The sequence below is a fragment of the Paenibacillus sp. FJAT-26967 genome, assembly GCF_001541095.1.
Taxonomy (GTDB): Bacteria; Bacillota; Bacilli; order Paenibacillales; family NBRC-103111; genus Paenibacillus_F.
This window is the reverse complement of record NZ_LMXH01000004.1, coordinates 42,395-56,742: the sequence shown is the minus strand read 5'-3', so window position 1 is coordinate 56,742 and position 14,348 is coordinate 42,395. Positions and strand designations below refer to the sequence as shown.

15 protein-coding genes and 1 pseudogene are annotated in these 14,348 nt (G+C 47.1%); 2 read left to right on the top strand and 14 right to left on the bottom strand.

The features are described from left to right. Positions 1-107: 107 nt before the first annotated feature. From AR333_RS16715 to rlmH, 10 genes and pseudogenes are all read right to left on the bottom strand, one after another. The gene (locus AR333_RS16715; protein WP_068776728.1) at positions 108-926 is read right to left on the bottom strand and encodes a M55 family metallopeptidase; all 819 of its coding nucleotides are present in this window, start codon (positions 924-926) and stop codon (positions 108-110) included. A gap of 4 nt (positions 927-930) precedes the next feature. Further along, complete coding sequence (locus AR333_RS16710) at positions 931-1,194, bottom strand: rhodanese-like domain-containing protein (RefSeq protein ID WP_367584634.1); 264 nt, start codon at positions 1,192-1,194, stop codon at positions 931-933. After that, the gene (locus AR333_RS16705) at positions 1,170-1,730 is read right to left on the bottom strand and encodes a DUF4303 domain-containing protein (protein WP_068776523.1); all 561 of its coding nucleotides are present in this window, start codon (positions 1,728-1,730) and stop codon (positions 1,170-1,172) included. The genes AR333_RS16710 and AR333_RS16705 overlap by 25 nt, the downstream gene beginning before the upstream one ends. 121 nt (positions 1,731-1,851) lie before the next feature. Further along, entirely contained in the window at positions 1,852-2,871 is a 1,020-nt protein-coding gene (locus AR333_RS16700) for a hypothetical protein (protein WP_068776522.1), read from the bottom strand. Positions 2,872-2,883: 12 nt separating this feature from the next. Continuing rightward, the gene (locus AR333_RS16695; RefSeq protein WP_068776521.1) at positions 2,884-3,501 is read right to left on the bottom strand and encodes a hypothetical protein; all 618 of its coding nucleotides are present in this window, start codon (positions 3,499-3,501) and stop codon (positions 2,884-2,886) included. 71 nt (positions 3,502-3,572) lie between these two features. Beyond that, on the bottom strand, positions 3,573-4,145 hold the full coding sequence (locus AR333_RS16690) for a hypothetical protein (RefSeq protein WP_068776520.1): 573 nt from the start codon (positions 4,143-4,145) through the stop codon (positions 3,573-3,575). A 294-nt stretch (positions 4,146-4,439) separates the two neighbouring features. Then, positions 4,440-6,179, bottom strand: coding sequence for an ABC-F family ATP-binding cassette domain-containing protein (locus AR333_RS16685; protein WP_068776519.1), 1,740 nt, complete (start codon positions 6,177-6,179; stop codon positions 4,440-4,442). A 794-nt stretch (positions 6,180-6,973) separates the two neighbouring features. Next, positions 6,974-7,423 (bottom strand): annotated as a pseudogene (locus AR333_RS16680) (SMI1/KNR4 family protein). A 31-nt stretch (positions 7,424-7,454) separates the two neighbouring features. Beyond that, the gene (locus tag AR333_RS16675) at positions 7,455-8,000 is read right to left on the bottom strand and encodes a hypothetical protein (protein WP_253735885.1); all 546 of its coding nucleotides are present in this window, start codon (positions 7,998-8,000) and stop codon (positions 7,455-7,457) included. A 239-nt stretch (positions 8,001-8,239) separates the two neighbouring features. Next, on the bottom strand, positions 8,240-8,719 hold the full coding sequence (gene rlmH / locus AR333_RS16670) for a 23S rRNA (pseudouridine(1915)-N(3))-methyltransferase RlmH (protein ID WP_068776518.1): 480 nt from the start codon (positions 8,717-8,719) through the stop codon (positions 8,240-8,242). Positions 8,720-9,102: 383 nt separating this feature from the next. Between rlmH and AR333_RS16665 the strand changes: the two genes are divergently transcribed. Further along, a complete protein-coding gene (locus tag AR333_RS16665) occupies positions 9,103-10,626 on the top strand; it encodes a gluconokinase (protein WP_068776726.1) in 1,524 nt (507 codons plus the stop codon). Positions 10,627-10,947: 321 nt separating this feature from the next. Here AR333_RS16665 and AR333_RS24335 read toward each other — a convergent pair whose 3' ends face one another. Further along, complete coding sequence (locus AR333_RS24335; RefSeq protein WP_084783750.1) at positions 10,948-11,115, bottom strand: CxxH/CxxC protein; 168 nt, start codon at positions 11,113-11,115, stop codon at positions 10,948-10,950. A 20-nt stretch (positions 11,116-11,135) separates the two neighbouring features. After that, a complete protein-coding gene (locus AR333_RS16660; RefSeq protein WP_068776517.1) occupies positions 11,136-12,380 on the bottom strand; it encodes a S1C family serine protease in 1,245 nt (414 codons plus the stop codon). A 153-nt stretch (positions 12,381-12,533) separates the two neighbouring features. Here AR333_RS16660 and AR333_RS16655 point away from each other — a divergent pair, with 153 nt between their 5' ends. Continuing rightward, a complete protein-coding gene (locus AR333_RS16655) occupies positions 12,534-12,746 on the top strand; it encodes a hypothetical protein (protein ID WP_068776516.1) in 213 nt (70 codons plus the stop codon). On the opposite strand, the gene AR333_RS16650 is transcribed toward AR333_RS16655, so the two are convergent. Beyond that, on the bottom strand, positions 12,715-13,521 hold the full coding sequence (locus tag AR333_RS16650) for an MBL fold metallo-hydrolase (protein WP_068776515.1): 807 nt from the start codon (positions 13,519-13,521) through the stop codon (positions 12,715-12,717). The two genes, AR333_RS16655 and AR333_RS16650, sit on opposite strands and share 32 nt — an antisense overlap. Before the next feature lie 44 nt (positions 13,522-13,565). After that, the gene (yycI, locus tag AR333_RS16645; protein WP_068776514.1) at positions 13,566-14,330 is read right to left on the bottom strand and encodes a two-component system regulatory protein YycI; all 765 of its coding nucleotides are present in this window, start codon (positions 14,328-14,330) and stop codon (positions 13,566-13,568) included. Positions 14,331-14,348: the final 18 nt, after the last annotated feature.

Below are 14,348 nucleotides of genomic sequence, written 5' to 3'. Positions count from 1 at the left end.
TTAAAATCCAAAAATTCCGCCCTACTTGCGGTAGGTTAACCCTACATTGATAGGCGAATATGAGCAGGTCCATGGGGATGCTGTTCGCACACAATAAAGTATTCTCTTTAGAAAAACCGAGCTGTGTTCGCCAATGTCGCCATCGTCTCCATCGTGCGGTAAAACGAAGCGGCATCCTCCGCTATGTACGTTACGACTGTGCTGTTCGGATGCCGAATCGTTCCGGCTATGCCCAAGACCAACTCGGCCTGGCCACTATGGAAAAATTCGATGCTTACTTCCGCCGGCAATGCGACCTTAAGCGGGGTGAAATCCGCGAGGCGCCCCATAGCTTCTGTCGTTCTCTCCGCGATTTCTTTCCGGCTTTGCTCCAAAGATAAACAACGCGCCGCGGTTCTCGATAACGCGTGCTTTACAACTGCCGTAACCACATCCGGCATGAGAAGCTTCGTCTCTTCGGCAGCTCTATCGTCACCGGTGACCAAAGCCAGCGGTACGCCCAGCATACCTGCATAAATCGCGTTGAACCCGATTTCTCCGACATCTATTCCGTTAACCGTCATATTCTTGAACCAGTACGCATGGCTTAATACGCCTGGGGTTCCGTGCCGGGCATGATAGCCCACGAAAAAGACAGCCGAGAAATTGGCGTCCAGACCGGACATCATATAATGCTCTCTTGGGAACCCCGAGATCAATGTCGCTGCGGCATGCAGGCGACTTAGCCGGAGATTGTTCCCTGAACCGTGGCTGTCGGCGACGACGATTTCGGTTGCTCCGCTTTCCCATGCGGCTTCAATTACCGCATTGACGTTGTGTTCCATCAACGAGCGGCCGTATTCGTAATTCGGCTCGCCTGGCTGGAGATAGTCGGGGTTCGTAACCCCCGATATCCCCTCCATATCAGCGGAAATGTATATTCTCATCTCTTTACCCAATTATGTTTGCCGAATTTCCCAGCGTGCCTTCTACGTCGTTTCCTTCCTTACGCCAGTACTCAATGCCTCCGAGCATCTCCTTCACTTGAAAGCCGAGTGCGGATAAGCGTGCCGCGCCTTTGGTGCCTCCGTTGCAAGCCGGTCCCCAGCAATAGACGACAATGAGTTGCTCTTTGGAGAAAGTGGCAGTCGTCTCCGCGTAGACGGTCAGAGTTCCAGCAAGGGATGCTTCTACTCCGCCGCTTCCGCCAACCATACTTGCATAGCCGGAGATTCCGCCCGATTCAAACGCAGGGCGATTTCGGTATTAATCTCATCCGGTGGCATGACTTCGACAAGGACGCATACGGACTCTCGCGGTTGATTCAAGGCAAACACGCCTTCATCATCGAGCATTTTCATCGCCAGCTCCATGGCCTTCAGCCTCAAATCAAACTCGCGATTCCTTTCGTCATTCTCAAGATCCGCGATGAAAGGACGCTCGATAAAGCGTTGTTTAACGTGATCGAAGTTCTCATCTCCGAAACAACAATAAGGCGAATCGGCATAGGACCATTTGATGAGTTCCGCAATCGTCGATCCCGGTGTGCCGCTTTCGTCTCCTTGCCTGGCCGATTCCATCTCCAAAGCTTCCCACGACCAGGCGGAGATGCTTGGCGCATGTCCCTCGCCAGTCGTATATAGCGTACAGTAATAGTAGCTTTCGCCATTTTCAAAAAGAGCGCGAAAAGACGTTCTGGCCGCATCGGCGATCTCTATCGCCAGCGCCTCTATTTCTTGCATCGGCTTCATGACAATGGCCCTCCTTTCCGTTAGTCGATCTGCTCAGGGCTAACCCCGGGCTACAATCAAGTTTGCGCAATATGCCTGAAGGCCGTCGAATTAATCGGCGGCCTGGTTGTGTGATTAACTATTATCCATGTGATTGAAAACCCAATTTCATTAAAGATTGTTGTATTTCCTGGTCTGCTTTACTTTTGAAAGTTGCAAACTCCACTGATGATAAAGAACTTGGAAGTTTCTGATTGATAAAGGAATCGAAATCGATTGCCGTTCTGAGAATGCTAAGCTTGTGCAGCAAAGGCAGTCGCTCCATTCTCATCAAACGAGTCAAGCTTTTACAATTCCTGATAGCTAGCTCCTCCAGTGCCTTCATTTCGCGGTCAAAGCTGATTTCTTGCAGCTTGATCTGATCCTCAATAACCAGTCTCTTCAGCGCTTGAAAGGCCGTAATATTGGTCAGGTCATGAAAGCCCCGCACTCTACTGATCTCCAGGTTCTCGATTGTATTCTCTTCAATTTCCTGAATATGCTCTCGTCCTCCAAGCAAAATGCGAAGGTGCTTCAGCTTCCTCAGCCGGTTAATAAAATGTAACGGCAGCTTGCTGATCGAATGCAGCGCGAGATAATTCAAGTCCTCCAGATAACCGATAGCATCAAGGTTTTTAACCTTGCCCCCTACATGCAACTCTTCCAAATAAGGGAACTCTTTAAAATATTGCAAGTTGAGGATCTTTTTATCCGAGATAATGTTTAAAATTTTTAGAGAGCGCAGCGTATCAATCCCCAGAATTTCCGAATTCTCCAGCTCATATATGCCTAAGCTCAAACTGTACAGGTTATCCAGCTTGGCCAATGCTTCGGTATTATGTGCCTGGAGGAGACAATTGAGCTGCAGCATTTTGACATGGGGAATCCGCAAGAGAGTATGACAATCAAAAGACAGGGAATAGTGGGCGTAGAAACGGACTCCGAAGTCCTCATCCCAGCGCTCGCAAAGCTCATCCACTTCTTCCAATATGGAGCCATAAAACTCCGGATGAGAGAACTGGACAATGACTTGGTTGCCGGCGCGCAAGTCCTGCTCAATCTGAAAATGGTCCAGCGCAACAGGATTATTAATCAGAATCCTTCTTTTCCATATCTTACGCATTCGTAAACCCTCCTACATGCCATCGATCACAAGTCCATATTTACTGAAAATCCACGATTTGCTCAAGTCGTGAATCGCATCATGACTTATACGCACAGAAGGCTTTTGCTCCTTCATAGCATCTGCGTCATGCGCCGAGAAGCGAAGCGGCTTTGTCATTTTTTTAATAGAACCCGTTATTTCACTGAAAAACGTATAGGTTAACGGCTTATGGTCCCGGATATCCTCATAGATATAATACTTCCCTTGTTCATCTTCCAAATTAATTTGAAAGCCTTTAGGAAATGAAAGCAAGATACACGGCAGTTCATCCTCTGCCCACTGTCCGCCATATGGAAAATGGACACCTTCATTTCTCGCAAAAAATCCGGAGCTTTCATGATCTGACGCAACAGAAATGGAATAAACAAAGAAGGGGTGATAATCGTTCCTTTTTTCCACTGCCGTAAAATACTCATAAAATGCCTGATACGCCTCATACACCTGATTCAGATCATGTTCTGTCCGGGCATAATTGGTAAGATGAAATTGCGCTTGCTTATGTTCAAAAAGCTTCAAAATGCTTTTAAACTCTTGCGGACTTATGAAAAATTTAAGCTTATAAAACCCGCTGTTCTTTAATTTATCCATTGCTGGTTCACCACCCCTCTTCATCACCTCTATCTAAAGCGAGGAAGCGTGCCTATACCGCTCATGTATTGTCAAAATTCATATTTCTCGAATCGTTCTCTAAGAGTTTCTTGGTGCGGTATCCACTCCCAATCACTCCATAAAGACATTCCTACGAGTTCCGATAGCTTATCTACGGCTTGTGCCGGACTCGTAATGCTAATGAAGCCGTCAAAATCCTCATTACGGATATCCAACGCCTTCTGCAGGTAGTCCTCATTAAGACGTTCTTCTTGGAGTTGTTCATATTCATCTCTCGTCCACTGTTCACAAAAGATTTTTTCGGCCTGGATATCTCCATTCTCGAAAAACGACAACTCGAATAACTCCTCATTCATATATGCGGCGGTCATCACTGGCTCCTCGATGAGCCGGGACAACGTCCGGCCGATCTTCTTCACCGTACCCCATACAAAATAATCGTGGAGCACGCTGATCCAATTCTCGTTACTTTTGCTTACGTACATGACGACTTTGAACTCTGAAGCCTCATTATTTAGTTTGCCTAATACTTCGCCATGCGCTTCGCTTAGCTCTCTTAATGCTTCGACAGTCTTCTCAAGGTTGCTTGACTTGATATGCAAATTTGCGAATGATCTTCCCACTAGATGGCCTCCTCTAATCGCTTTCTTACTCAGCCTGATTTTTGATTATATCCTTATATTAGTTTTATGTATGTCTCTTATTTCCATTATAATGTTCATTTTTCCTGAGTCCACCTACTTTTCACCTGAATTTAGGAAATGCACTTGCATAAGGACGAGATATAGCCTTATACGTTCAGCACAATATCCAGCTTATTCCCTGCGCGCTTCTATCCCTTATTAAAGTAAAAGAGGGTGTCCCTTCGTCATTTTATGACTTTTGGGACACCCTTTGTTGAACTATTCCCTTTTCTTTTAAAGCAACTTAATCAGCTCTTCCAGCTCATCAACCAATACTTTTGCAAGCTCAAAATTAGTATCTTTTAAAGCCAATTCTATTTTCATTTCAACTGATTTTTTCTTTTGTTCCGTTTCTAAATAGTCTTTATCAAAATGACTAGCATAAATCATCTGTCTAAATTTACGCATACTCATTTTTCTAATCGTCTTATCGTCAATGATTAGAACGTAATCCATACCATTTACAACAGAATAGAAATCATGAGAAATCATAAGAATTGCGCCTTTATATTCTTCAATGGCTTTCTCCAGTGCTAGTTGTGTATAGGTGTCTAAGTGGCTTGTCGGTTCATCGAGGAGCAATAGGTTTGCTTTGCTGGCAGCAACTTTAGCCAATTGAAGCATATTTTTTTCTCCACCAGATAACGATGCTATCTTTTGATTAACGATTTCACCTTCAAAGCCATAGTTTGAAATATACGATCTAACCTCGTCATACGTTTTAAATCCAGCATCGATGAATTCTTCTAGTATTGTATTAGCATCATTTAGCATTTCGCCTTGAAGTTGAGATAAATAAGCCACTTTAGCATCAGCATTTATTTCAATGGAATCATGATTATTTCTAAAGATATCTCGGAGTAAAGTCGTTTTCCCGGTACCGTTCGCACCGATAATAGCTACTTTATCCGTAGATTTTATCTCAAAGTTAACATGGTCTAAAAGCAACTCATCAAAAGCAACCCTATAATTATTAACAGTTACAACAACGGTGTCTTCCATTTCATTATCCATACCAAAACTAATATTCGGTTGCTTAATATCTACGAAAGGTGCTTTAATCCTACGCGCTTCCAATCGTTCTTGAAATCTAACTCTGGCTTTGAGCGCTCTCCCTCTGGATGCTTCTGAATTATACGTGGCGATATGTCTAAGATTATCGATGATACCCTCGTTTCTCTCAATCTCTTCTCCCTCAGCGACGGTGAGTTCTTGCAACTCAATTTTAGTCTGAAGTAATGAGAAGTTATAATCGATATATCGCCCATCGAACTCTTGGATCTCCATGTTCTCAAGGTGTAAGATTTTGTTGAAACAATGATTCAATAGATATCGGTTGTGCGTAACAACTAGCAGTATTCCTTTGTGAGAGTTAATGAGATTTTTAAGCGCATTTAGGTTTTCAAAGTCTAAAAACACATCTGGTTCGTCCATAATCATTAAATCTGGTCTACTAAGCATTTCCTTCATCACTTGAATCAGTTTGAATTCCCCGCCACTCAGATCGGATACCCTAAGATCTTTTAGCTTCATGAGGTTTGCTAGATTTAATTTCTTATTAATGTTGCTTTCAAAATCATCCCCACCGATTGAATCAAAAGCGTCTAAAGCTACTTGATACTTTTCTAATAACGAATCAATATCCGAGGATGTTTCCATTTCCGTACAAATAGATGTTATTTCATCTTGTAGCTTAATAAATTCTTCCCCTATATATTCAAAAACTGTTGTATCTTTAGTTTTGTCCAGCTGTGAGAATTGACTTACATACCCAATTGTGCAAGTCGGGTCTATTTCTAACCTGCCCTCAAACATATATCTTTCTGGATCCATCAGTATATCTATCAATGTACTTTTCCCACTGCCGCTTGTTCCTATAAAAGCGCAATGTTGTGCCTCTTCCAACGTAAATGAAATGTTGTTATATAGTTCTTTTTGCGGAAATGAGAAGGATAAGTTATCAACTTTTATCATAGTGTTACCTTTCTTTATAACTAAAATAGTGACTATTATTAGATGTACTGCAAAACATCGATTTTGAGTTTACCGTTGTTAGAGTAACACTGTTTACAATCAACTTCAATTTATTTGTATCCCTACCCTTGGGGGTTATGGTTCTATGTTATCTCCTGACGGATAGCCATCGGAATAGGTGGGGGAGCTTTTGGGCAGCTACAGGGGTAGTCCAGTTCGAAGGCTACAACGTCTTACTACCCGATGTCACATTGGGCTTCGATCAAGCACGTGCTGAACTCCAAGCCATGTTCTCCGCCACGGACTAAAACTATCTTCTACAAGTGAAGCTTATTTTCATTTACACAAAATTCTTGACGCTCCCGACTAAATCCTTTGAATCTTAATTAAACTCCGTTAATATTATCATCTATCTATTCGCCCTACTTATAATACGGTTCACCGTAATGTATCTAAACACAATGTAAAGTTTGACCACAAAATATACACAGTATATAAAGACAATAGCCACTCCTGACAATGGAGTGGTTTCTTTACATAGCACTTCTTTTTTAATAAATATCAGTTACGTCAGCCCAAATGTCCTTTAACTTCTTACCTTCTATAGTTCCATTTTCAAGAAATTCATAGTGGTTTTTGAATAATTGGTGTTCCTCATAAACATCTGACAAATACCATCCCAAGCTATTATTGCTAAAGTACTTAAAATGTAGTTCAAGTCCTAACTCCACTGTTCAAACGAATAAGACATACCTCATATCTGGATTAAATCCATGTTTTTATTGCCTTAGTCTTCATACTTCCAGTTGCATAACCCTTGCTAAAAACGAATCAAAGTTTCTCGCCAACTCTATAGTTCTTCCGCCATTACTCTCAACGTAAACAACTGGTGGTTCTTCTTTCTGTATTCGGTAATCTGAGGCAATCCACCAATGCCCATCACCTGAAATCAAAACAAGATTCTTTGGCAATCACCATTCTTTAATTAAATAAGGACTTTGCAAGATGCCCTCATCAGGGGCTATTCCAAATATGTGGTCAACCCTGATATGGTCGTCCGCCCATTCAGTTGGTCGAGAAGACGGATGAGCGTCGAAATTTATATACCCTCCGTTTTGCTTCTTTAGCAAAGCGATATAAGGTTGCGGCAACTTAACTTTTAATTCCCTTTCCGCACGTACTATCATCTGTTCCGTAAGTGGCTCTAACTTATAGTACTCACTTTCTTGATTCCAAAATTCCATAGATGTATGGTCCTTTCATAAAATTGCTCATTTATAATATAATGTTTAGGACTTCATCATCCCAAACCTGTGCTTCTATATATCTCTCAGGAGCAAATTTACCATCGAAGTTCCAATTTTGGGGCAAACCATACTTCTCAATCAATCCTGGTAGTTCCTCAAACGTGTACACCTGCCCTCTGTAGGGCTTACCATCTTGGACGCGCATTGCTGGGAACGAATCACCATAAGTAAAACTGATTGATTTGGGATTCAGGATAGATAGCGGAATTTGTACTGAATCACCTTCTTTATACCATTCTTTAAGCCAATCACAGGAACCCAATGTCATGTAATGGGGAAACTTCGTTTTGGGTTCGCCACCCTTCAGAATAAAACACTGCCTAATCTTGCTTTCCAACTCAAACCTTACTCCAACATAATTATCTGCTCTTTTACTTGCAAATGACTCATTTTTTTGACGGATATTTTTTAAAACTTCTTCAGCTTCGATTAATGTCAAACTAGATAAACTTGTGAATGCACCATTAGATTTTTCATAATAATGAAAGAGATATTTCGGGACTTTGATCATCATCTCTTTTTACCTGACCTTCCATAAATCATTCTTTTACCAAAGCGATAATGCCATATAACGGAATAAACGTCTTTATCGTATCGCTAAATTTACTCATGGGTCGCTGACTAGAGGTGCTAGGCATACTATAGGACTTGCTTCACTCTATTATAAACAAGATCACTATAAATGCTGGAGACAATCCCGACCAGAAGACATTGAGTTGTTCTTTGACGCTTCAATTAAAGATGACTTTGTGCTTACTTATGATACGGTTCCCCCCGGTTTATCTTAAAAGCCCGATAAACCTGCTCCACCAGCACCAGCCGCATCAACTGATGCGGCAAGGTCATGCGCCCGAACGACAGCTTCGCGTCGGCGCGGCGCAGCACCTCGCTCGACAGGCCGAGCGAGCCGCCAATGACGAAGGCCACCTGGCTGCGCCCGTAGGTGGCCAGCCGGTCGAGCTGCTGCGCCAGCTGCTCGCTCGACCAGGTCTCCCCGTCGATGGCCAGCGCCACGACGAACGCATCCGGGGCGAGCTTGGCCAAGAGCCGCTCGCCTTCTTTCACCCGCACCTGCTGCTCCTCGGCAGGGCTCATGCTCTCCGGTGCCTTCTCGTCCGGCACCTCAATCATCTGCACCTTGGCATACGGGCCAAGGCGCTTCACGTACTCGTCGATCCCGTTGACGAGGTATTTTTCTTTCAACTTGCCGATTGTGGCTATCGTGATGTGCATAAGAGCGCTCCTTTTCGTATCCGGTCATGGATTAATCTGACCTTACTTTACCGCAAACAGCCCCTAAATCCAAGCAATCCCTCCACTCCGTGGAAGCCGCCGCCCAATTCCCGTAAATACACGCCGCTCCACCTGAAAAAAACACACTTGACGTATATCCCCTAGAAGGTATGATGCCAATAGGGGAATCTTTTCCGGCATTCCCGCCATTTTTGCGAAGAATCCGCATGTGTTTTTCTACCTTATTACACACCGTCCCGGCACGGTAAATATAACACTACGAACCAGGTCCAATAACGCTTATAATGTAGGAAGCGAATCTTTTACACAAACAGGAAATCTCCATCATTATTAATCAGAGGTGAAAGAAATTGTCTTATTTCATGGGTTTGGACATCGGAACGACCAGTACGAAGACGATTATTACGGATGGGAAAGGGGTTCTTCTGGGGGCTGGAGAAGCAGGGTATCCGCTTGATGTACCGCAGCCTTCCTGGGCAGAGCAAGATCCGGATCTTATGTTCGAGGCTGTGCTTAAATCGATCCAAGAGGCTATTCAGAAGTCCGGGATCGATGCCAGGCAGCTGGAAGCGATCGGCTTCAGCACCGCTATGCACAGCGTGATACCGGTAGACGCGGACGGCAAACCGCTGATGAGCAGCATCATCTGGGCGGATAACCGCAGCGTGGCGCAGGTTCAGCGGCTCAAGGACGAGAAGCTCAGCAGTTCCCTATACCACACCACCGGAATCCCGATGCACCCGATGACGCCGCTTCCGAAGCTGATGTGGCTTCGTGAGAACCGCCAAGATATTTTCGCTAAGGCTGTCAAATACATATCGATTAAAGAATATATTCTGCACAAATTCTTCGGCCGCTACATTGTCGACCATTCAATCGCATCCGGGACCTGTCTGTTCAACCTGAACACGCTGGCCTGGGATGCGGATGCGCTGGAAATCGCGGGTATCCGCGAAGATCAGCTGAGCGAGATTGTCCCGACCACGCACATTATGCGCGGGATGAAGTCCGAATTTGCCGATCTGCTCGGCCTCAATCCGGACGTGCCTTTCGTAGTCGGTGCGGCGGACGGCGCGCTCGCCAACCTCGGTGTGGGGGCGGTGGAGCCCGGCGTAGTCGCGATCACCATCGGAACGAGCGGCGCAGTCCGTACCGTAGTGCCCAAGCCGCTCACCGATCCCAAGGAGCGCACGTTCTGCTACGCGCTCACCGAGAATCACTGGGTCATCGGCGGTGCCAGCAACAACGGCGGCCTCATGCTGCGCTGGTTCCGTGACGAGTTCTCCTTCCCCGAAGTCGAGGAAGCGCGCCGTACGGGCAAAGACCCGTACGACATCATGATCGCGTCAGCCAAGGAAGTAGCCCCGGGCTCAGACGGCCTGCTGTTCCTGCCGTTCCTGTCAGGCGAACGAGCGCCTTACTGGAACGCGGATGCACGCGGCAGCTTCTTCGGCATCGGCCTGCACCACAAGCGGCCGCAGTTCATCCGCGCGGTGCTCGAAGGCATTCTCTTCACCGTCTTCGGCATCGGCGTCGCTCTGCGCGACCTGGCCGGCCCGGCGAAGGAAATCCGGGCATCCGGCGGATTCGCCCGTTCACCCGAATGGCGCCAGATCATGGCCGATATGTTCGGCTATCCGGTCCACATTCCGAAGAGCCACGAGAGCTCGTCCTTCGGTGCCGTGGCACTTGCCATGCACGCTGTCGGCGCTTTGGAGCGTCTCGAAGACGTAAACAAGCTCATCTCCATCACGGACCGCCAGGAGCCGAACATCGAGCACGCGCCTACGTATCTGGAGCTGTACTCCCTATACGACCGGGTGTACCACAAGCTGAAGGATGAATTCTCCGTGATTGCGGAGTTCCAGCGCCGCGGCCATAAGTAAACTAATTTATCATTAGCAAGTTAGTTAAGCGCAAGCCAGTTAAGCAGATTCCAAGATTACTTAAGCGCTCTGACAATAGAGAGCCTAGCTCCAGCGGTCATCGGGCACACATTCTGCTCTTATGCACCAATGCCGATCGCATTCGGTAGCCGCTGCATAGCATAGCCGGCAACCCGTATCTGAGGAGCTTCGATCTCATGCCCACAACAATCACAAAATCCCCTGCACAGCCTTCGCAACCAGCGAACCCTGTGCAGGGGATTTTTTTTCAATCTATAACGTCAGGTTCGGGATTGCAGTCCCTGTGTTCCAGCCGGTACCTTACACCACCAAATACTCCGGCTTCACCTGACAATGCTCACAATGGACAGGCGGTTCCCACTTAGCAAAGCTCACTTTATCTAAATCCACGATATCCGGCGCGTCCTCATATTCGTCTACGAATTGATCAATTGCAATCTCCAGATGCTCTTTGCAGACTGTGAACATTACTTTGCCCCTTCTTCCTGTTAGTTCTTTCCCGCTTCGGTAAGCGTCAGATTAGTCTGCTGCTTTTTACCTTCGCGGTAGTAGGTCACTTGAATTTTATCTCCAATCTTACTCTCATTATACAGGAATTTTCGCAGCTGCACCGTGGTCTCGATTTTCTTGCCCTCAATCTCCACGATCACATCTTCGCTTTTAAGTCCCGCTTTCTCGGCAGGTCCTGACGCTTCTATGACAATCAGGCCCCTTTTAACATCAGCCGGCAGTTTCAAGGATTCGGTATCTTCGAATAGCTGCAGTTCCTGCGTGGATACACCCATCAGCGGACGGATGACCTTCTGATTGTTAATGAGAGACTGGATGACCGGCTCCGCATCCTTAATCGGAATTGCAAATCCGAGGCCCTCGACGCCCATTTCCGCGATCTTGAGCGAATTAATACCTACGACCTTGCCCTCCAGATTGACGAGCGCTCCGCCGCTGTTGCCCTGGTTGATAGAAGCATCTGTCTGGATCAGCTCCATCTCCCAGTCATACTGCCCATCCATCGCGAATGAGATCGGCAGCAGCCGCTTCGGGGACGACACGATGCCTTTGGTCACAGTCGGCGAATAGCCCAGTCCGAGAGGATTGCCCAGGGCAATGACCGTCTCGCCCGCTCTCAGAGCGGAAGAATCGCCGAACTCGGCAATGGCCGTTAAGCCGTCCGCATCGGTCTCCAGCACAGCCAGATCCGTAATCTGATCTTTACCGAGCAGCTGCGCTTTCTTCTTCTCGCCGGATGCCGTGTAGACCTCGAACTCCTGCCCGCTGTCCACGACATGATAGTTCGTCGCAATGCGCACCTTGGAGCCTTTTTTCTCGAAAATAATGCCGGAGCCGATGCCGGTCTGCTTCATTTCATCCTCTGCATCCGGTTGCACGCTGACAATACTGACAATGGCCGATTTGACCCGCTCGGTTGCCTGGACAACCGCATTGTTATAAGAATCCTCCAGCTGCTTAGCGGATATAGCGGCCGGCTTGGCACTGCCGGTGCCGGTCACCGCCTGTACCAGCAGGACGATGACCAGCATCGCTGCAGCTCCGGCTGCCCCGGCTATCCATAAGGTGCGGTTAGGCATCTTGTGCAGACCCGGCATCCCAAGCGGACCCGCTCCCGTACGTAAGCGGAATCGGCGTCTCGACGGCAGCCATCCGCCTTCTTCCTGGTTCTGCTGCCGTTTGGACGGCTTCGTAGAATAAAAATCGTCATCGAATAAACTCACGCGACCCACACCTCTCGCTCAAACGGCGGATTTTTCAAGAAACCAGGAATGTTTTCGGCCCGATCAGCCTACAATAATAGTAAACGTATCTGCTAGATTTACCAGAATGGCTCCGGCTCTTGAACTATTAACCTTCCCAAGGAGAGGATTAACATGAACAACCGTATCCGTACATCTCTGGACGAGGTCCAGCTCATCGGCAAGCTCGCCGATCTCAAAGAGGACCACTACCGCAGCTCACTCATCCTCACCGCCCTGATCGATGTTCTGATCGACAAAGGCCTTGTGACTTCCCAGGAGCTCCAGGCACGTATCGACAAGCTCGATAACAGCTTTAGTCCTTACCCAGCTCCTCCCATTTCGTAGGACGGTCAAAATACGTGTCCATCAGCCGGACCTTCCGTTCCTTCAGGGATACTCCCCGGTCTTCTACTACATTATTCAGCGTAAGCCTGGCTAAATCCATCAGGTTGTGATTCTGGCTCAAATGCGCCATATAGATAGCTTTGGTGCGAGCCGTCATGATATCGAGAATAGCTTCTCCCGCCGCTTCATTGGACAAGTGTCCGAGATCGCTCAGAATTCTGCGCTTAATGTTCCACGGATAATGTCCCATCCGCAGCATCTCGATATCATGGTTGGCTTCGAGAATAATCGCATCCGAATCACCGATAACGTCTTTGACCTTCGTACTCATGTACCCGAGGTCCGTCGCCATAGCCAGCTTCTGGCCCCCGCAGTGAAAGCAGTAGCCCACCGGCTCTGCCGCATCATGCGAAATCCCATACGATTCCACCCGGATATCACCGAAGAATTCTTCCGTGCCCGTAGCCATCAGGCGCCTATTCGTTTCCGAGATTTTACCGATATGCTTATCTAGCGCGTCCCAAGTCTTGGGGTTGGCGTACACCGGAAGATTATATTTCCGGGCAATAGCCCCGAGGCCCTTAATATGGTCGGAGTGCTCGTGAGTGACCAGGATGGCATCAATGTCCTCTCCCTTCACCTCACGCTCAAGCATCAGCTGCTCCACTTTCTTGGCGCTAAGTCCCGCATCCACCAATATCGTCGTATCACCGTTAGAGACTACCGTTGCATTCCCGGTAGACCCGCTGGCGAGTACCGTAAACCGTAAAGCCATACGCGTTAACTCCTCTATCGCACAATCCCGGCATCGGGATTGGATCACTTTTTTTTCAACAAGCTCTGAACTTCCGTCGTATTCGTAAGCATCTCTACCGCACCGTTAAAAGCATGCACATAGTAGATATCGCCGTTATCAATCGATACACGCCAATTCGGCACCATGTACTGCGTTTGGGAATCGAACAACTGCCCGTGGTAACCGAGCCTTACGTCCGTAATAACCGTACCGTCGAGCAGGAATTTATCCACCAGGCTGCGCACAGCCGTATAGGCGTGAATCACCTTCTGCTCCTTGTCTTCCCCACCTGATTCTACTTCAACATAGGTCTGCCGGTAACTGGTAATTAGTGTATCATTCTCGTACATCTTCAATTGAACATCGAACATCGGATAACCATTGTATACCTGGTTGAGTACATACATCCCTTTGGTACTTACAACCGGATCATACTGGTACGATTCCAGCTGCGGGATATCGATTTTGGATAATTCCTCTTTGGCCGTAGTCCGGTTCAGGAGGTTCGTGAATTTGAAAGGATAACGGAGCTGGAGCATGATGTCCGGTTTGTATGTTTCCGCGAATTTGAATGTAATTTCTCTTAACCTCGGCGTTTCTTTGGGCAATTCGTGATTGAGCTGAATATTCTTGTCCTTGAGCAGCTTGTTCGTTTCCTGCAGCACGCTGGACATGTCCGTGGCTAGTTCCGTCTGCTTTTCTTTCCCCGCCCACACGAGATAACCGAGCACCACATTCAGAAAGAAGAACGATAAGATCAAGATCGTCTTCGCCCGTCCCCAGTTCATCGCCAGCCTCCCCTCCAC

Bases quoted from the DNA above. Each gene is read 5' to 3' on its own strand.
- AR333_RS16715 (WP_068776728.1), bottom strand. From the start codon at position 926: ATGAGAATATACATTTCCGCTGATATGGAGGGGATATCGGGGGTTACG.
- AR333_RS16710 (WP_367584634.1), bottom strand. From the start codon at position 1,194: ATGGTTGGCGGAAGCGGCGGAGTAGAAGCATCCCTTGCTGGAACTCTG.
- AR333_RS16705 (WP_068776523.1), bottom strand. From the start codon at position 1,730: ATGAAGCCGATGCAAGAAATAGAGGCGCTGGCGATAGAGATCGCCGAT.
- AR333_RS16700 (WP_068776522.1), bottom strand. From the start codon at position 2,871: ATGCGTAAGATATGGAAAAGAAGGATTCTGATTAATAATCCTGTTGCG.
- AR333_RS16695 (WP_068776521.1), bottom strand. From the start codon at position 3,501: ATGGATAAATTAAAGAACAGCGGGTTTTATAAGCTTAAATTTTTCATA.
- AR333_RS16685 (WP_068776519.1), bottom strand. From the start codon at position 6,179: ATGATAAAAGTTGATAACTTATCCTTCTCATTTCCGCAAAAAGAACTA.
- AR333_RS16675 (WP_253735885.1), bottom strand. From the start codon at position 8,000: ATGATGATCAAAGTCCCGAAATATCTCTTTCATTATTATGAAAAATCT.
- rlmH (WP_068776518.1), bottom strand. From the start codon at position 8,719: ATGCACATCACGATAGCCACAATCGGCAAGTTGAAAGAAAAATACCTC.
- AR333_RS16665 (WP_068776726.1), top strand. From the start codon at position 9,103: ATGGGTTTGGACATCGGAACGACCAGTACGAAGACGATTATTACGGAT.
- AR333_RS24335 (WP_084783750.1), bottom strand. From the start codon at position 11,115: ATGTTCACAGTCTGCAAAGAGCATCTGGAGATTGCAATTGATCAATTC.
- AR333_RS16655 (WP_068776516.1), top strand. From the start codon at position 12,534: ATGAACAACCGTATCCGTACATCTCTGGACGAGGTCCAGCTCATCGGC.
- AR333_RS16650 (WP_068776515.1), bottom strand. From the start codon at position 13,521: ATGGCTTTACGGTTTACGGTACTCGCCAGCGGGTCTACCGGGAATGCA.
- yycI (WP_068776514.1), bottom strand. From the start codon at position 14,330: ATGAACTGGGGACGGGCGAAGACGATCTTGATCTTATCGTTCTTCTTT.